At 49.6% G+C, this 18,591-nt stretch carries 15 protein-coding genes and 1 pseudogene; 8 read left to right on the top strand and 8 right to left on the bottom strand.

Annotation, left to right across the window (positions count from 1 at the left end; all coding sequences use genetic code 11):
- Window positions 1-786 precede the first annotated feature (786 nt).
- Both B1722_RS16370 and B1722_RS16365 read right to left on the bottom strand, forming a co-directional pair.
- A complete protein-coding gene (locus B1722_RS16370; RefSeq protein ID WP_086793452.1) occupies window positions 787-2,205 on the bottom strand; it encodes a heavy metal sensor histidine kinase in 1,419 nt (472 codons plus the stop codon).
- Window positions 2,202-2,876, bottom strand: coding sequence for a heavy metal response regulator transcription factor (locus B1722_RS16365; protein WP_086793450.1), 675 nt, complete (start codon window positions 2,874-2,876; stop codon window positions 2,202-2,204). Before B1722_RS16365 ends, B1722_RS16370 begins: the two co-directional genes overlap by 4 nt.
- Before the next feature lie 371 nt (window positions 2,877-3,247).
- Between B1722_RS16365 and B1722_RS16360 the strand changes: the two genes are divergently transcribed.
- The 6 genes and pseudogenes from B1722_RS16360 (at window position 3,248) to B1722_RS16335 (ending at window position 11,038) form a co-directional block, all read left to right on the top strand.
- Window positions 3,248-4,363: an efflux RND transporter periplasmic adaptor subunit gene (locus tag B1722_RS16360; protein ID WP_051422214.1), complete on the top strand. Its 1,116-nt coding sequence runs from the start codon at window positions 3,248-3,250 to the stop codon at window positions 4,361-4,363.
- Window positions 4,360-7,446 (top strand): efflux RND transporter permease subunit, encoded by a 3,087-nt coding sequence (locus B1722_RS16355; RefSeq protein WP_186352427.1) that lies wholly within the window; start codon window positions 4,360-4,362, stop codon window positions 7,444-7,446. Before B1722_RS16360 ends, B1722_RS16355 begins: the two co-directional genes overlap by 4 nt.
- A complete protein-coding gene (locus B1722_RS16350; protein WP_033902318.1) occupies window positions 7,439-7,741 on the top strand; it encodes a DUF3240 family protein in 303 nt (100 codons plus the stop codon). Before B1722_RS16355 ends, B1722_RS16350 begins: the two co-directional genes overlap by 8 nt.
- Entirely contained in the window at window positions 7,741-8,988 is a 1,248-nt protein-coding gene (locus B1722_RS16345) for a TolC family protein (protein WP_033902317.1), read from the top strand. The genes B1722_RS16350 and B1722_RS16345 overlap by 1 nt, the downstream gene beginning before the upstream one ends.
- 164 nt (window positions 8,989-9,152) lie before the next feature.
- Window positions 9,153-10,476, top strand: a pseudogene (locus B1722_RS16340) (OprD family porin).
- Window positions 10,477-10,708: 232 nt separating this feature from the next.
- Window positions 10,709-11,038 (top strand): DUF2790 domain-containing protein, encoded by a 330-nt coding sequence (locus B1722_RS16335; RefSeq protein WP_033902240.1) that lies wholly within the window; start codon window positions 10,709-10,711, stop codon window positions 11,036-11,038.
- Between the two features lie 781 nt (window positions 11,039-11,819).
- On the opposite strand, the gene B1722_RS16330 is transcribed toward B1722_RS16335, so the two are convergent.
- Entirely contained in the window at window positions 11,820-13,127 is a 1,308-nt protein-coding gene (locus B1722_RS16330) for an MFS transporter (RefSeq protein ID WP_034139959.1), read from the bottom strand.
- A gap of 285 nt (window positions 13,128-13,412) precedes the next feature.
- Here B1722_RS16330 and B1722_RS29090 point away from each other — a divergent pair, with 285 nt between their 5' ends.
- Window positions 13,413-13,544 carry a YHYH domain-containing protein gene (locus B1722_RS29090; protein ID WP_099169014.1) on the top strand — a complete coding sequence of 44 codons (132 nt, stop codon included), beginning with the start codon at window positions 13,413-13,415 and terminating at the stop codon, window positions 13,542-13,544.
- 104 nt (window positions 13,545-13,648) lie between these two features.
- Here B1722_RS29090 and chrA read toward each other — a convergent pair whose 3' ends face one another.
- From chrA to B1722_RS16305, 5 genes are all read right to left on the bottom strand, one after another.
- Window positions 13,649-15,007, bottom strand: a complete 1,359-nt coding sequence (chrA, locus tag B1722_RS16325; RefSeq protein ID WP_033898332.1) for a chromate efflux transporter — start codon at window positions 15,005-15,007, stop codon at window positions 13,649-13,651.
- Window positions 15,000-15,944 carry a chromate resistance protein ChrB domain-containing protein gene (locus tag B1722_RS16320; RefSeq protein ID WP_044269477.1) on the bottom strand — a complete coding sequence of 315 codons (945 nt, stop codon included), beginning with the start codon at window positions 15,942-15,944 and terminating at the stop codon, window positions 15,000-15,002. The genes chrA and B1722_RS16320 overlap by 8 nt, the downstream gene beginning before the upstream one ends.
- Window positions 15,945-16,076: 132 nt before the next feature.
- Window positions 16,077-16,553, bottom strand: coding sequence for a hypothetical protein (locus B1722_RS16315; protein WP_032894812.1), 477 nt, complete (start codon window positions 16,551-16,553; stop codon window positions 16,077-16,079).
- The gene (locus tag B1722_RS16310; protein ID WP_033898334.1) at window positions 16,550-16,759 is read right to left on the bottom strand and encodes a hypothetical protein; all 210 of its coding nucleotides are present in this window, start codon (window positions 16,757-16,759) and stop codon (window positions 16,550-16,552) included. The genes B1722_RS16315 and B1722_RS16310 overlap by 4 nt, the downstream gene beginning before the upstream one ends.
- A 191-nt stretch (window positions 16,760-16,950) precedes the next feature.
- Window positions 16,951-17,631 carry a competence protein CoiA gene (locus tag B1722_RS16305; protein ID WP_033898335.1) on the bottom strand — a complete coding sequence of 227 codons (681 nt, stop codon included), beginning with the start codon at window positions 17,629-17,631 and terminating at the stop codon, window positions 16,951-16,953.
- A gap of 547 nt (window positions 17,632-18,178) precedes the next feature.
- Between B1722_RS16305 and B1722_RS16295 the strand changes: the two genes are divergently transcribed.
- Complete coding sequence (locus B1722_RS16295; RefSeq protein WP_140396025.1) at window positions 18,179-18,586, top strand: hypothetical protein; 408 nt, start codon at window positions 18,179-18,181, stop codon at window positions 18,584-18,586.
- Window positions 18,587-18,591: the final 5 nt, after the last annotated feature.

Below are 18,591 nucleotides of genomic sequence, written 5' to 3'. Positions count from 1 at the left end.
TTCCTCACAAATTCTCCCAATACCCCATGCCGGCTCCCCAAAAATATTATTGCCTGAGTTACTTGCTACTGCAGCCTGCCTATTACCGGCTACGGCTACTAGGCCATGACTAACTATTGGAAAGTCGCACAATATTAACAAAGACGCTGCAAGCTAACCCTGACTGATAATTAAGATGAGGCCTTGGAAGTATAAACCGGGAACGTTTAGATACGTAACTGGATGGTCATGGCAGAATTCGGACTATCTTAGTGCTCCAGCAAAGCGACTAAAACCGCGCTAAAGCGCAGAGTTCGTTTGTGTGGTCGGATACTTGATTTATCAGGAACTGATGAGTAGAGAAATAACGACAATGCCTCATGGCTAAGAGAAGTATTTATCCTCGGCAAGGATGGGAGAACGAAAAAAAGACGCCCCGAAGGACGCCTGAAATATCACCTTAAAGGAGCCACATAAGGTGAATGGTACAGCATAAGGACAACGCTGAGTCATAGACCTACAACCATTGGCCTACGTAGAGCTAACCGGATGCGCCAGTTAAACTCTATAACTCATGGTAATTATAATGAAATGAAGTTAACGAGAAGATGATTCCAAGCTTACATTTTTGACATTTTTAATTATGACTGCTTTGTGATACAACCCTCCCGATAAATCCAAGATCTAAAATATACGTGCAGAGGTAAGGGGGTAGATAAAGAAGCCAGCTCAGTTCTCCTGAAGACCCTACAGTCATAAAATGCGTAGTTGACAACTTAACTGTTCGTATCCATTAAATTGGATACACTAGATCAGGCGGGCAGTAGTAGCCTGACTCGACTGCACCACTGGAAAATCGAGGAAAAATAGTGTGTAGCCATCAGTGGAAGTATCTACACTAGCCTTACCCTGATGCAGGCTCATAATTGATCTGACGATAGCTAACCCAAGTCCGGTTCCCCCTTGGCTTCTAGCGCGCCCTTTATCTGCACGGTAAAACCGCTCGAATAGTCTAGGAAGGTGTTCACTGGATATGCTGACACCTGGATTGCCGACCCCTAATCGTACAGAGTCCTGCAGCACCTCAATTTTAAGCTGTATAGTTTCATTCTTTATACAATAACGAATCGCATTAGAAAGTAAATTTGAAACTGCTCGCTGGATCATTAACCGGTTTCCCCTGACCTCCCCTTCCCCTGTTAGTACAATCCTCAATCCTTTCTCTTCCGCAGGATAACTGAACAAATCCATAATTTGCACAACTTCATTGTGTAGCTTTACTGTTTCAAAGTGAATTGACGAAGCAGGATGACTAACATGAGCAATGAAAAGCATGTCAGATACAATGCGTGTGACCCGCTCCAACTCCTCAGTGCAGCTTTCCAATACTTCCTTGTACTCTGGCAGGTCTCGTTCCCGCGATAAAGTTACCTGGGCCTTGCCCATAAGGTTTGTAATAGGCGTGCGCAGTTCATGCGCCAGATCGTCTGAAAACTGCGAAAGCTGTTGAACTCCTCCATCTAGGCGATTCAACATCGAATTGATACCGTTGGCGAGTTCGCGTAGCTCAAAAGGTAGATTAGCGACAGGGAGACGTTGCTCAAGGTTCTCAGTCGATATCCGGGAAGCTACTCGCAAAAAATTTGTTAGAGGTTTCAGCCCCCTGCGGACGGTCAGCCATGCTAAGGCAAATATGAATAACAAGAGAAACGGAGCAGCGATTAGGGCTCGCCTCATCAGCGAGTTTAAAAGCTCCGTATTTGCCGATTGATCCATAGTTAAATATGTAAAAACCTGAGCATCATTTTCCAGTCTCATAATTTGTGAAGCGCTGAGCATAGGGCGCCCGGATTGATCTTGCCATTCATGGTAGGTAATTGAGGGTGTAGCGGAAAATCTATGCAGTTCAAGAGTGCTTGGCTTAGGCCCAATTGTGAAGATAGGCTCATTTAAAGTAGTAGCATCAAATATACTGACAAATAGATTATTGTGCCCCATGGCGAGGTCAATTAGCGTGTGAGCATTTGGCTTGACTTCTTCAACGCTTTTTATATCTGATAAATTATGGGCAACACTATTCATTTTAGCTTCAAGCGCGGATGTTGCAATTTGATCGAGCCCTTTGGCGACAAATTGATACCCAAAAAAACAAACAGCCAGTACCAAAAGTGTGCTCATGGCTCCGACTTTCAACCCTAACTGAGTTGCAAGACTATCTCGACTCATGAGCGATCCTCTAATACATATCCCACTCCGCGAATTGTGTGAATGAGTTTGTTTTCAAATGGGTCGTCAACTTTGGCTCGTAGACGGCGAATAGACACCTCAATAACGTTCGTGTCACAGTCAAAGTTTACATCCCACACTAGAGATATAATTTGAGATCGAGTCATTACCTGACCGCTTCTACTTAATAGCAAATGTAAAAGTGAAAACTCTTTTGTCGAGAGATCAATGCGCGTAGTGCCACGATAGGCTCTACGTCGGCCCAGGTCGAGTTCAAGATCAGCCACTTTCATTGTGGCCTCTTCAATTCTCTCCTGGCCACGACGAAGCATTGAACGAACACGAGCGAGAAGTTCTGGAAATTCAAAAGGTTTAATTAAATAGTCATCAGCTCCGGCATCGAGACCTTTAACCTTGTCTACTAGGCGCCCCCTCGCCGTAAGCATCATGATTTTTACCTGGCTCGTTTTACGAATTAGTCCCAAAACGCCCCACCCATCAACACCTGGAAGGTTCACGTCGAGAATAACCAGGGAGTATAGGTTATTATTGAACATATGCAGCGCATCAATGCCATTAGCAGCATGGTCTACAATATACCCACTTTCAGTTAAGCCTTGCTGTATATACTCAGCTGTCTTAATTTCGTCTTCAACGACTAATATACGCATATCGACCAATTACCCGACAATAAAAGATTTATTTGAACACGAAATGTGCAATCAAAGATCCCTATCAAAGAGGTTGTGAAAATACTGTAAATCGTAACTGTGACATATCGACGCACCCCGCTCAGCGGTTCAATCTAATAGTTTTTACGATTAAGTAGTCTTCGCTATTCTTGCACCGGTTATAGCAAATAAATTAGCTGTTTCTGAATCCTACAGAATTGTAATTTAAGCGTCACCTTCCTGATATTTGCTGCCCGTTAACATTAGATGCGAATAGGCCAGCTTTAAGCAATCCGGCTTTACTTGACTCGTAAGGCCAGATAGAGAGCGCCCAATGGCTTGGCGAGCGACTTACGTTATTAGGAAAGAAGATGACGAAAACCACTAGCTTCAAACTTCGCCGGAACATCACGCTTTTGGTTTCCTGTTTTTTAGGAAGTCAAGCCTGGGCGGTTGAACAGCTTAATATAAGCACCGATCAGATGAAGACGATGGGAATCCAGACAGCACCAGTTCTTAGTAACTCTGGAGATCTAAAAAATCGTTACCCTGCTCAGGTGGTCGTACCTCCCGGCGCAGAACAGATCGTTACGTCACCGATGCAGGCTATGGTTTCGCAGCTTCTCGTCTCGGAATTTCAGGTTGTAACAAAAGGTGACCCGGTGGTGCGGTTGACAGGCCCCGCCATGAGCCAATTGCAGCTTGAATTGCTACAGGCTTCATCTCGAGCAAGCCTCGCTAGAAAAGCCTACAACCGCGAAAATACTCTCTTTGAAGAGGGCATTATTCCTCAACGGAGGGCGCAAGAAGCGGAGGCAGCCTTACGTGAGGCTGAGGCAACGCTATCACAGGTGCGCTCAGAACTTTCACTTGCAGGTCTCTCGAAGTCTGACACCGATAAAATTATAAAGTCGGGTTCGCCTTCGGACGGAATTATTTTGGCGGCGGCTCAAGACGGTATTGTCACGTCTATCTCGGTGAAGCCCGGCCAGAGAGTTGATGCTGCTACAGCTTTATTGAATATCGCCCAAGTCAAGGTTCTGTGGGTAGATATACAGGCCACTTCAACGGCTGCGCAAAATATAAGCTTAGGTACTATTGTAAATGTTGTAGGTAAAGATGTATCAGGGAAAATTAAAAGCATCAGCCCCATTATAGCGTCGGGCAATCAGTTTGTAATAATGCGAGCAGAAATAGAGAACGTTCAAGGTAAGCTGAGGCCTGGTGAGTATATTTCAGTCGATATTCCAGTAGCATCTTCAGGAAATACTTGGGATCTACCATTGTCCGCTATCGCTCGCAATAAGGCAGACTCAGTCGTATTTGTGAAAACTGAGCAGGGCTTTTCAGTCCGCCCTGTCGAAGTTATGGCCAGTACAGGCCAATACGTGCGAATTGAAGGTGACTTTCAACCACGAGACCAAGTAGCTATCAGTGGTGTGATTGCGCTGAAAGGCGCCTGGCTTGCTGAAGGGGAAGCAGAATGATTTTGAACAAGCTCATTCAATTTTCTCTGGCCCAACGATTATTTATAATTTTGGTTACGGTTTTGATTTCTGCTGCGGGTTGGTATGCCTATCGCGGCCTGCCGATTGATGCGTTTCCAGACGTTGCAAGCACTCAAGTTAAAATTATTATGAAAGCCCCCGGCATGACGCCGGAAGAGGTAGAGAGTCGTATCGCAGTACCCGTCGAAGTTGAGATGCTTGGCATTCCGAACACCAAAACACTTCGATCAGTGACGAAATATGGTCTGGTAGACGTCACCATCGATTTTCAGGATGGCATCGACATTTTCTGGGCTCGCCAACAGGTTGCTGAGCGACTCGGAAATCTGTCGGACAGTTTACCGGAGGGTATTTCCGGTGGCATGGCTCCTATCACTACCCCGTTAGGGGAAATGTTCATGTTTACGGTCGACGGAGACTCTTTATCGCTGGTAGAACGCCGAAGCTTGTTGGACTGGGTAATTAGGCCGGCGCTGCGGACAGTGCCTGGAGTTGCCGATGTCAACTCCCTGGGTGGTTTGGTGCGCACTTTTGAGGTGCTTCCTGACCCTATGAAGATGGCAGCCAATAAAATAACCCTGGAGCAACTATCGAATGCTCTAAGTATAAATAATCGGAACGATGGTGCAGGACGTTTGGCCGAAGGCGATGAAGTATTATTGGTGCGAAGTGAGGGTAGCATTAACTCGCTTGACGATCTAAAAAATATAGTGGTGAGTGCGACGACCGGAACTCCGGTTCGAGTTAGCGACATTGCGAGAGTACAGATCGGAACGCTCACACGCTATGGCGTAGTAACTCAGAATGGCACCAATGAAGCAGTGCAAGGATTGGTACTAGGCCTTGCTGGTTCAAATGCGCGTGAGGTGGTTAAAGGCGTGCAGGACAAATTGGCAGAGTTAGCACCTACCTTACCTGCAGGGATATCGATTACGAGTTTCTATGACCGCTCGTCTCTGGTAGATAAAGCTGTCGGTGCTGTTTTCAAAGCTTTACTTGAAGCAACCGTACTCGTCATCATTCTACTTGCACTATTTTTGGGGAACATTCGTGCGGCTTTGACCGTTGCGCTCGTGCTGCCACTTGCGGCGCTGATTACTTTCATCCTTATGCGACTATTTAATATGTCTGCCAACCTTATGAGCTTGGGGGGGTTAGCAATTGCAATCGGGATGCTGGTCGACGCGGCAGTGGTCGTTGTTGAAAACATCGTGCAGCGACTGGCTACCGATGAGTCTCGTGGAAAAGTTCCAAGGCTTCATCTCATATTCCGAGCCGTTCGAGAAGTCGCTGTTCCTGTAACTTCTGGTATCTTGATCATCATTACTGTTTTCCTCCCTCTAATGACCCTACAAGGCCTTGAGGGCAAGTTTTTCGTCCCTGTAGCGCTGACGATTGCTTTTGCACTGGCAGGGTCGTTGCTGCTTTCCTTAACTGTTATACCTGTGCTTTCATCTTATTTTTTAAAAGAGGTAAAGCATGAAGATCCTTGGTTGGCGAGAAAGCTTCTAGGGCTCTATAACCCGATTTTGAGTTGGGGCATGCAGAAGCAAAAAGTAGTGTTTGTTGGTGCTGCAGTTATGCTTTTAGCCGCTGGGATTGTGTACACACAAGTCGGTAAAACCTTTATGCCTACAATGGATGAAGGGGACTTGATCGTGGGTATAGAGAAATTGCCATCCATCAGTCTCGAGCAAACTGCCGAGCTGGATAAAAAGATTCAAATGGCGTTGATGACGGCTATACCAGAGATAAAAGGAGTTGTAGCTCGCGCTGGCTCTGATGAGATTGGTTTGGATCCTATGGGTCTCAATCAGACTGACACCTATTTGCTGCTCAAGCCAAAAGACCAGTGGCGCATGAGCTCTAAGGAAGATTTGCTGAATGAGATTCGTAAAGTTCTAGATAATTTACCTGGTATCGAATACAGCTTTACTCAGCCTATCGAAATGCGTGTATCTGAAATGATTATTGGTGTTCGGGGCGACTTGGCCGTGAAGGTATATGGCCCAGACCTTGGCACACTCAATAAGCTCGGAACCCAAATTGAAGAATTACTGAAGACAATCAACGGTAGCCAGGACGTTTATACGGTTCAAAATGACGGTGTCCAATACTTGCGAGTCGAAATTGACCGATTGCAAGCAGGTCGATTAGGACTTGATGTTGAAACCATTCAAAACATACTTAGAGTTCAGATTGAAGGTAAGCAAGCTGGCATTGTGATCGAGGGCAATCAGCGTACGCCGATCTTGATTCGTGCTGATAAAAGTGTTCGTACCTCACCGGCGGAGTTCGATGCTTTGATTATCACTACACCTTCAGGAATGTCTGTTCCTCTGCGCGATGTCGCCAAGTTAGTTCGTGCGGACGGCCCCGTTAAAATTGACCGTGAAATGGGTAGCCGATATGGCGTAGTAATTGCGAACGTGAGTAACAGGGATCTGGTAGGTTTTGTTGAGGAGGCCAAGGCTTCGGTTGCCAAAAATATCGAATTACCCAAAGGTTACACAATTACTTGGGGTGGGCAGTTCGAGAATCAACAGCGCGCTGCTGCGAGATTATCTATTGTGGTTCCAGTCGCACTTGGCTTGATTTTCGTGCTGCTGTTTTCGACATTTGGATCCGTCAGACAGGCTCTGCTTATTCTTAGCAATATTCCTTTTGCACTTGTAGGCGGTATCGTTGCCCTTTGGGTTACTGGCGAATATCTGTCAGTGCCAGCTTCAGTCGGCTTCATCGCACTGTTAGGTATCGCGGTACTCAACGGGATCGTCTTGGTCAGCTATTTCAATCAGCTCTATCATGAAGGGATGGCTATTAAAGACGTAGTCATCCAAGGTTCAAGGCGCCGGTTAAGACCAGTCCTCATGACTGCTTCTATTACTGCTTTTGGACTGGTTCCACTTCTATTTGCAACGGGCCCTGGCTCAGAAATTCAACGCCCTTTGGCTATTGTAGTGATAGGCGGCTTGATCACTGTTACGGCATTGACACTTCTCCTCTTACCGATACTGTATTTGCGTTTTGCTCATTCGAAAAAGGAGAGCTCCAATGCCTAACTTGCGAATTACTCTACTTTTGCCGCTAAGTCTTGAAGAGAAGGTTTCTGACTATTTTCTTTGTGATCCTAGCATCGGAGTCTTTACGAGCAGGGTGGTTTCAGTACATGGACTATCCAACTCCATGTTGAACTCTGCGGAGCAGGTTATGGGAAGCGCTAAAGAAACGGAAATCGTTGTCGTGGTAGACGAGGAACGCTTCGAACTCTGGATTAGTGAATTTGAGAGGCTTTTCACTAGCTCGGGTATTCGCTATTGGTCGACCCCTATTTACCGTTCGGGAGTTCTGGTGTGATGGAAAAGTTATTACTTCTAGTATTACTACTGGGTGCCAGTGGAGCGGCTCAGCCTCAGTCTTTTGAAATGCCATTGCCACCTGCTCAAATTTTACCAGCAAGCATTGCGACAAAGCTATTGGATGCAGATCCACGAGTAGAGTCAGCCCGGGCCAGTCTGGATGCGGCTATACAGGAGGCGGGGATTATTAAAAGATCTCCTTACGAATGGATAGTTAACGGTACCTCTCAGCAGCGTCGTGTCCAGGGGGGGCCTAACTATAACGAGTGGACGGCTGGAGTAGAGCGCACCATACGGCTCCCTGGAAAGTCTAGTGCTGACTCGGATATCAGTACCGCAACCCTTGAAATTGCGGAGGCTAGTTATGGTGAAGCTAGGCATGAAGCCGCCCGTGAACTGATGTTAGCTTGGCTTGATTGGCAAGCTGCTGAGGAGGCCCGAGATATTGCGGCGAGAGGAGTAGAGTCGGCTAAAGATAGCCTGGCAGCAGTGCAGAAACGCAACAGAGCGGGGGACGCATCTACGCTTGACGTGAATATCGCTAAGGCAGAGCTCTCCGATCAATTACGCTCGGGTAATGATGCAAAGGTGAAGGCAACTACGACTTGGATTGCGCTTACCACCAAGTTTCCTGGCGTTGAGCGAGCGCGAGTCGCTCTGCCGGCTCCCGTAAAAGTTACTGGAAATGATGAGTCCTGGACGGCGAGAATTATTGAGCAAAGCGATGAGCTGAGGCGCACCATCGCAACTGCAAGGCGCGCTGAAGGTTTGTCCGGACGTGCCCGGGCGGATAAAATACCCGACCCCACATTTGGCGTATTTACGAACTCTGAGCAGGGTAACAGAGAGCGTATCTATGGCGTCAGCGTGAGTATGCCAATACCTAGCCGGTCACGTAGTGCGCGTTATGCTCAAGCGTTGGCGCAGGAAGACGCTACTAGGCACGATTCAGCGCTTGTTAAGCGACAACTTACGACCTTGATTACACAAAATCTGGCGTTGGCTGAAGGCGCCTTTGAAAGCTATCTGCTTGCCAAGGACGGAGCTCAGGAGATGGAAACGAACAAGAGCCAGACTCAACGAGCGTATGAGTTGGGGGAGGCGGATCTTCAATCATTGCTTTTAGCCCGCCGCCAATCCGTTTCGGCAGCCACAACGGCCCTAGAGGCACAAGTAGAGACGTTAAAGACAAACTTATCCCTCCTGATTGATGCCCACTGGATCTGGGATCTCGATCACAGTTGAGCCACCATTCCGGCAGCGCAATCAGCTGCCGGAATTCTTTCAAATTTGTAATTCTTCAATCATCTTGAGGTTATGTTTGTAGGTCAGAATGAGTGGCGGTCATTGCAATCACCATTATAAAAAAGGCCGTCATCATAAGAAACTGCCAAATCTTCGGAGCAGACATGACTAGGATAACCAAGATCTCAACAGGCGTATTAGCGGCAATAGCTGGGTTTAGCTCAGTCGCCTATAGTGCAGAGAAGTCAGAAGGTTTTGTTGAAGGTAGTAAATTTACCGTTACCAGCAGAACATTCTATTTCAACAGGGATAATCGTAATGGTGAAACTGCACCAGGGGGGGGCGGGATATTCTGAGGCGACTGCTCAAGCATTCATTGCGAAATTCAATTCTGGTTACACCCAAGGGACGATTGGTTTCGGACTAGATGCTTTCGCCATGATCGGCTTGAAATTGGACACTGGTGGCGGACGCAATGGTGGGCGAAGTTCGTTTGATGTTCTTCCAGTTGACAGTAACGGGGATGCCCGTGATGAGTACACTAAAATTGGAGGCGCCGCGAAGATTCGCGCCTTTGATACGGAGCTCAAAGTAGGCGACGTGTTTCCTACCAGCCCAGTAGTGTATTACGGTGATTCGCGTCTACTTCCTGAGTCTTTTAGAGGTACTATATTTTCCAATAACAGCATCAAAGGCCTGACATTGCAAGGTGGCCGGCTCCATTCTATGAGTCAGCCTGTATCAAGCGATATGAGGGATGGTTTTGCGACCTTCTACGCAGGCCCTGTAAACTCACCAGGAATGAGCTATTTCGGTGGTGACTACGTTCTAAATGAGAACGTAAGTTTCGCGTTGCATGCTGGCCAACTTCAGGATGTATGGAATCAAACGTATTTCGGTACGAACCTCAGCTACGCTCTCACAGATAATCTCGCGTTGATCGGTGGTTTTAATTACTATCGTGCAGTTGACGAAGGCAAGAAGTTATTAGGTGAATTTGATACCAATATTTGGAGCGGGCGTTTTGGTGTTCAGTTTGGTGGCCACACACTCGCCTTAACCCACCAACGAAACAATGGCGAAAACGACTTCGACTATTTACGACAATCCGACTCTGTTTTCTTGGACAACTCAATACAATATAGTGATTTCAACGCCCCCAAGGAAAAATCTTGGATGCTGCGTTTTGATCTGAGCATGAAGTCGTACGGGGTTCCTGGACTCAGCTTTATGACGCGTTATGGCCGAGGTAGTGATATTGACTACTCGAGTGCGAATAGTGTCTACATGCGCCGTGATGCCGAGGGCAGTCCGCTCGTGAATCAAAAGAGGTGGGAGCGCGACATCGAAGCAAAATATGTAGTTCAAACTGGAAAAATGAAAGATATGTCATTCCGCATACGCCAGTCTAATACACGCGCGACTCAATTTGAGTCTGACCTGGATGAGTTTAGGCTAATTGTAGAATACCCTCTTGTTTCTTTGTAAGCGGGCTAGACGTAAACGGAACAAAATTTGATTGTGAACTTGGCCTTGATCTAATTTGCACGTCGCTATTTTTATAGATTTTTAGCTATGAATGTTTGCGTGCAAGTTTGATTGGGGGCTGATTGATCTTTCAGCCGTCTAGATCACTGTTAAAGCTAGCGCCCTTTGGGCGCTTTCTAATTCAAATCTTGTGGTTTAAGGCAAATTCAAACTAAAGGGTGTGGGTTACGACATGAAGACTATTAAGATTTCAGTTTTTATCGCGCTTGCTTTTGCGTCGCAATTTATTAATGCGCAAACGCAATCGAAGACAGACGTTGAAAGGGTTGAGCGCGCCAACAAGGTTGCGCTCGAGAATTATGCCAGCAAAGTCGGCGAACCAGTTCCTGAAGTTAAGGATTATGTGTATGGCATGAAGCTAGACGTTGCCAAGACTATACATGTTTCCCCACCAGTAAAATATTGTGGAAATGTCGATAGCTATATGAGTTATCAGGACTCTCAAGGAAAGCTTCACTCCATTCGATATATCCTGCAGGGCGACTGTCCCCAAAAGCGTTAACGCAATTTTTTACCATGACCCCTCGGCTACGCTTCACTGCCTATTTCGCCGTTATCAGCCTCCATCGCAAATCCTTTCATGGCATGTGGTAGGCCGAGGGTTAGCGGACTGCTCATATGCACGCCGACAGTGCGTTTCTATCGGCTCGCCATATACCGGTTGGCGCTAGTTTGAATTCGAGCATGGAGACGTGAGTTCTCGGCCTTACTGATCCCCCCTAAACACATTCCCCTCTAATTTGATCCTCCCCTACCATCAAATAGACCGTACAAAGAGTAGCACCATTCGCTTGATGCCAATGCTTACTGCCATGTCCGCTGCGTCGAAGCTGATGACGGCCAGTTAAGCCAGCACCAGGCTAGAAGGCTTGCATGCAGCGGGAAGCGGTTTCGTATGTGGTGCTCAACATGATTGGAGGCCTGCCTCGCAACAAGCGCGTCCTTTCGTTTGGTCAAAATTGTGTAGGTTCCTCCGTTCAAGAATAAGCGTGTGTCATTTCTCCGTGTCTACGACAACCGACTTTGCCGGTATAGCACGCACTTTTCGTTTCGCGCCTACCAGGGCTAACGTTTCCAGCAATGCAAGTCGCCGGTAGTGCCGAGCGATGTAGCGGGTACAAAAGAAAATCAAAAAAAACTGTTTCAATCGGGTGAGGTTCATGATCCCCCAAAGCCTCTCGCTTACCTATTTTCTGATCATCATCCAGTTGTATGTGACAGCTCTTGTCGATGCATCACTAAATTTTGCTCTGGACTCGAAGGCTTGAGAACTCTTCGCTCCATCAGCGTGGCCACCGACGATGTAGATCATCAATCACATACGGGTGTTCATGCCTTTCTGCGTTGGTGTCGTCAACATGGGCACGATTGTCTGATAGTTCATCATGAGTGTGCTCGACGATTTCTCGATCATGAGCTGGTCGCCAGATGAGGCTACTCATGATAAGCGAGCCTGCTGCCAAGACCGCTAGCGCAATGAACGATGCGGCCAGGCCGTAGTGTGCTCCCAACCATCCCGCCAGAGGGTAAGTGATTAACCAGCAGGCATGGGATAAGGCGAACTGGGCAGCAAATAATGCTGGACGATCCTCAGCATGTGCTGAGCGACGCAAGATGCGACCGCTAGGAGTCTGGGCAAGGGAGTAGCCAACCCCAAGCACCAACCATAGTGGTAGAAGCAAGTTATAAGTGGTGACGTTAATGCCAACCGCTAAACCCGCGACCAATATCCCTCCGCCGAACAGCATGGCAGTTCGGTCTTTGATGTTTTTCAGCAGCCTGGGCAAGACCAAGGCTGACACCATCGACCCTCCCCCAAACGCTGCCAGGGCCAAAGCAGTGGAACTCTGAGGCAGAGCGAAGCGCGACTGCACCAGAACTACTGTATTGACGATCACCATGGCGCTAGCGGCAGCTACCGTAAGATTGAGCGCCAACAGTCCCCGTAACCGGGGCGTAGCTAGGAATATGCGCATACCACGGGTGGTTCGTTCATAAATGCTGCGTCGTGGTACCTGTTTCGCTTTGGGTAGCAGCACCGTAGCGACTAGAGCCGCAGAAGCAAGGAAACCAATGACCGTACCCGCGAACAGATTATGAAAGCTGATCACGGTCAGCAGTGCAGCGGCGAGCATCGGACTGGCAACACTTTCGAGATCGTAGGCCAGACGCGATAGTGACAAGGCACGGGTGTAGTCATCCTCATCCGGCAGGATGTCTGGAATGGTCGCCTGGAACGTCGGAGTGAACGCTGCCGAAGCGGACTGAAGGACGAAAATCAGCACGTAGATTTGCCAGATTTCCGTTACAAACGGCAGTGCAAGTGCGACCAGTGCTCGCACAAGATCCAGTGAAACCAGCATTGCCCGACGCGGTAGACGTTCTGCAAAAGCCGCTGCAATCGGTGCAACGCCGATGTATGCCGTCATCTTGATTGCTAACGCCGTACCTAGGACGGCGCCGGCTTGGGCTCCTGCGAGGTCGAACGCCAGTAGTCCTAATGCGACAGTGGCAAGACCAGTCCCCACAAGCGCAATCACTTGTGCGAGAAAGAGGTGGCGGTAGGTTCGATTGGCTAAGATTTTCAGCATGAGAAATCTCACATAAGGACACACGCGCCCAGTTGGTTGCCGAGCTTTTCTCGAATTAACAAAGCGACGAGTTGTTCGCTTATCGAGGATTCGTATCCCCCTGGGGGGGATATGAAGTCATCCTAAACTAGAGCCGGCATTAGCTCAAGAAGCAGCCGATCAGTCGCTCATCGAATATTTGCGAAATCAAGCAGGATGCGCTTGCTCGGTGAAGGCACTTAGCCATACGCTGCCGGGCGTGAGACCTCTCACGGATATAAAAATATGAGCAAGGAGCAGACCCTGATGAAGCTGTCCGCCATTTTGATCGCCGCTTTACTTTCGATTACGTCCGTTGCTGCCTTCTCGCACAGCGGCGGTACTGATTCAAAAGGTTGCCATCGAAACCATAAAACCAACGACTACCACTGCCATTAAATGGCAAAAGCCCAGCGTCAGGCTGGGCTTTGGTGTGAGCTGGTCACTTCAGATCTGAAGGGGCCTGGGTGTCTGACGGACGCTGTTTAATCCGCTCGTGATAGCTAGCGCAACAGATGTACTGCTAGACCAGCGAGCGCACAGGCCATCAGTACCTGAATGACGCCGCGCTTGAAGCGGAACAATGCTATTGCCGCTGCGATGGCGATTACTGCTGAAGGCCAGTCGAGGTTGCCGCTGAAGCCTTTCGGCCAAAGCACGTGATACCCGAAGAAGCACGCCAGATTGAGGATCACCCCAACTACGGCGGCGGTGATGGCGGTAAGCGGTGCAGTGAACTTGAGTTCGTTGTGGGTCGACTCAACCAGAGGGCCACCCGCAAGGATGAACAGGAACGAAGGTAAGAAGGTGAACCAGGTCACCAGGGCAGCTGCGACAGCTCCGGCCAGAAACACCTGATCAGCCCCGAACACTTGCGAGACATAGGCCCCGACGAAGCCGACGAAAGCCACCACCATGATCAGCGGCCCTGGCGTGGTTTCCCCCAGCGCAAGGCCGTCGATCATCTGTGTCGGGGTTAGCCAGCCATAGTGACCGACTGCGCCTTGATAGACATACGGCAGTACGGCATAAGCCCCGCCGAAGGTCAGCAATGCAGCTTTGGTAAAGAACCAGCTCATCTGGGTCAGGGTTCCTTCCCACCCAAAGAGCGCGGTCAAAACACCCATCGGCAAAGCCCATAGCACGGCACTAATCAGTGCGAGTGAGGCCAATTTCAACCAGCTGAACCGAGCATGTTCGGGGGACGGCGTGTCGTCATCGATTAAGGCCGGGCCGAAGGATTTTTTGGCGGCGCTATGGCCACCGGCTCTGAATTTTTCGGGTGCCATTCGCCCCCCGAAATAGCCAATCAACGCTGCCCCTAAGACGATCAGCGGGAACGGAACATTGAATGCAAAGATGGCGGCAAATGAAGCCGCTGCTATCGCCCACAGCCAATTATTCTTCAGTGCCCGAGAGCCGATTCTATGCGCCGCCTGCACCACGATGGCCGTCACGGCGGGCTTGATGCCGTAGAAAAGTCCGGCTACCACGGGTACTTCGCCGAACGCGATGTACATCCACGACAGCGCGATCAGGATGAATAGTGAGGGCAGCACAAACAGCGCGCCGGCGACCACGCCTCCCCACGTTCGATGCATCAGCCAACCAATGTAAGTCGCCAGTTGCTGAGCCTCGGGCCCTGGCAACAACATGCAGTAATTGAGGGCATGTAGAAATCTGCGTTCTGAAATCCAGCGTCGCCGCTCCACCAACTCCTGATGCATGATCGAGATCTGGCCCGCAGGCCCGCCGAAGCTAATGAAACCGAGCTTCAACCAGAACCAGAACGCCTCACGCAGACTAATCTGTTCAGGCCTCAACGGATTCGCTTCAACCTCTGGTGCCATAACTTTACTCATTGGGTTGCTCCTCTTTCACAAACCCGGCGAGCAGGCCGTCGAAGATGGCGCTCGCGGCAGCCAGAAGTTGGTCGTCGTCGGAAATGGTCTCTCGCAGCCCAGCAAGCACCCGCTCAATCCCGGCAGCCTCCACCGGCTGAATATCGCCAACATCGAGGTAATGCACAAGGGCAGCAATGCGACCTAGACCTTGTATCTGGATTTGAAAACTGGCCTGTAGGGTTTCAAAGGTGACGCGGTTACCAACATGGCTGAAGGTTGCGTCATCAAAATCAAACCCCAAGGCGTTGACTGGGCAGTCCTGTGGAGTGTTCAGCCAGACGATCTGAGCTTGCGGGTCGATGAAGCGGCGGATCAACCAGGCACAGGCGAGCCGGTCGACCCAGGGACGTTTACGCGTTGCCCAGATACGGCCCTGATAATCGCTGAGATTGAGTACCGATATCGGTTGATTACTGCTGTGCGGCTCATCCGGCGACAGGGCTCTACTGACTGCCGTCTCTAACTCCTGTAGAGCCGCATCAATCTGGTGCTTTGGTTCACCTGGGAAGTAATCGATGCTCGCTATCTGATCGTAGGCTTTGCGCAGCTTGCGGATTTGTTTGGTCGTCGCCAGCGCATTTTCAGCATTCAACTGCTCACGGCAGCCTTCGATCTCTCCACCAAGTTTGGTGTAGTCATCCTTGCGGTCGAAAAACTCGATAAAGCGCTCACCGTTGGGATCAACTACAGGCAGGAGGTAGGCGGTGCCATTGATGGCCAATATGTCTCGTTCGACAGAAGTCAGAGCTTCGCGGCAAGCGCTGGTATCAGGGAGCAGGTAAACACCGTCACGGAGTACAGCGGCACCTGAAGCTTTCAAGGCACGCCAGGCTCGCATGCGCTCGGTGGCGTTGGCGGTGGGTAAGCCAAGGATCAATGCGAGCCAATTTTTCATGTAGGAATATCTACTCGATATGTAGTAATCGCTACGCTACTCCTTGCTGCAAGGCTTGGGAAGCGGTGCTCAACAAAAGCAGTTGTTCAGAGGGCATTCGGAAGAAGGAACAGACACGCAGACTTGCGGTGGTCATTGCGAGCGAAGCCAAGCTTCCATTTTTTGCAACCTTCCTCTACGTAAAAGCACCGGTTTCCCTAAATCCAACATCACCAACAATCCCTGCCTTTCGCATGTTGAAGGGAACCAATCAGCGATTTCGACGTTGCAGCGTTTGGCGTCACCTACCGCCCACTTAATAATCATGTCTGCTGCGGCACGGTAGTGATCCGCCATGAACAGCCTTTTGCCGTCTTCTGACCAGCCTCTCATCGCAAGCTCGTCGGTTACGTCGATGAGTCCAGCGTCTCCAAAGAAATCGGTCGTATCTGGATAATGAATACCTGCCAAGGACACCTTGGCCACGCCGGATTTTCGGTCGAAGTAAGACAGGAAATGCCATCCTCCCGTTGTACTACCTGGATCTGGAAAATTGATCGCAGCTTTGCCAGTGATGTAGTGCGTGCGGGAAACGCGTTTGAGATCAAAATCGAAAAGCGGCTGGTTCATGGGAGTGTTTTGAGCCGGGCCAGCCCCTGTTTGATATGACCAGCGTTCTCACCAATTGTGTAAAGCGCACCACGGACGTTGTCGCCGACTTCCGCATGTCCCTGGGCTTCCACCTGGAGGGTCAGCTCCATGAGCGCAGCCTCAAGGGCCAGCTGGTTTTGGTACATCCTTTCCAGCACATCTGATAGCGAGTATTCACTGGGCATCTACATGGACTCCTTGATGTCGACCCAGCATAGCTCGATGATGAGTCAGCAAGTGTCTTGCGGGTATAGGCATACCCTGAGAGCACCTTATGAGCGTCCCGTCCCTAAGTAGTCTCAAGGTGTTTGATTTGCAAGCTAGAACAGCAAGAAGCCCGAAGGACAGAGATGCCCGCTAGACACTTGGTCGGTTTTTATTGACCCGCCGTACCGGATTTATCAGAGGCCGGGCCTCCATTGAAGCTAAAATCGGTGGTGCCGTTGGTGATCCATTCGACCAGCTTTTCCTTGTGAGTGTAAGCCACCACTCCACGTTTTTGAGTCGGATCGAATCTTAAGACGCGCCATATACCGAAATCGGGGCCGAAGTCGATGAACACGGGTTTGGAAACCCACCAGCGAGCAAAAAGCTTGCTGCGGGAATGCCAGCTAAATGAAGCCAGTCCATTCTCCGACACTTTCGACAAACCCATTCTGAAGTTGTACCTGTCGAACTCAGTCCGCGTGCCATCGATCACCCAGATCATATTTTGATAGTAGTTTTGCCTCGCGATTACCTCTTCAGGATGTATCGTCGATCTCTGAAACTCAATAACCATCCCTGAAGGCGTTCGGACATCTGCTATATGTCTCTCCCCTGAGGACGCTTGCAACACAACTTCCTGCCACTCGGTTGGGAACATATTCTTCCAATCGCGATGCCATGCCGTTTCCGTTTCCCACCACGGATCGCAATTGTCCAAACGTTTATGAGCCCAATGCCAGACGACATGGTTCCCGCATTTAGCGACAGTCTGGGAACCACAAAAACTGCAAACACCACGTGCTTTTGGAGTGGCCTCTACACGAGCGCCTTCAAGCAATGAGTATTTCATTTTCTTCCTTGATGATAAAAATGAGGGGCGGTAGCTCTTAACTTCCTAGTTGTCAGTACCTTGTGACCCACAGGACGAAAGACAAATATCTGAACACGGTAGTCGTCGTGTCGCTCTGGCCTCTTTCAACAATTGCTCAGCGTACATAGCCGGATCATCATCTGGCAGCGGGTAGCCTGCAGCAGATAGAGCTTCGGCGCGCTCTTCAATGAGCAGACGCTCGGGATCGCGAACCGTTTGGTAGGCTCTGCCTGGTACGCGTCGAGTCGTGTCCATTCTCGGCTCCCCAGAAGGCTGATGGCTAAGAGCGACTAAATTACTTTTAGAACGATAACAGAACGCTCTGAATAGCGATGCTCCGCTGCGAGTCACGAGGGAGGGTGCGTTACGATCTATGTTTCACAGAGACGCAAACACCAAGCAAGCGGAGCGCGCAGGCGTGAGGGATGCGAGCCCGCAGGGTCGAGACACGCCTTGGCGGGGCTCGATTTACGGCAGCCTGACGCCGCAGGCGGCACGCCATCAACGCCAACAAGAGGTAACTCAAATGCCCGACGATGAACTCCGCGAACTGGAAGCCAAGAGACGAAAGGCTTTGTGGATGCTTGCGAACACATCTCCTGGCGATTCGAAGGCGTTCGATGCCTTATCCATCCTTGATGACCTTGACCTTCAAGAACGGAAATACTTCCCCAATGCTGACAAGACACTTGAGCTCAACCAGCTTCGGGATTGTGTCACGGTGCAGCATCACCACTCCGGAATCGACATCATTTTGGAGCAGACTATCCCCCAGCCCTGGAGGGAGCGCTTCAATCAGGCGAGTATCGGGTCGACCAGATTGTTAGATGGGCCTTACGCTGCGGACTGGTATAAATTCCTGGCTTGTTGGGAATCAGAGATGCAGCACCTCGAGGCACACAGAACTGCCAGAAGTAAGCCCAAGCTGGATTGATGCAG

Origin of the sequence: Pseudomonas sp. SCPG-7 (assembly GCF_002156405.1) — a bacterium.
Classification (GTDB): Bacteria; Pseudomonadota; Gammaproteobacteria; order Pseudomonadales; family Pseudomonadaceae; genus Aquipseudomonas; species Aquipseudomonas parakoreensis.
The sequence above is the reverse complement of the archived record's forward strand: the minus strand, read 5'-3'. Positions and strand labels throughout refer to the sequence as shown.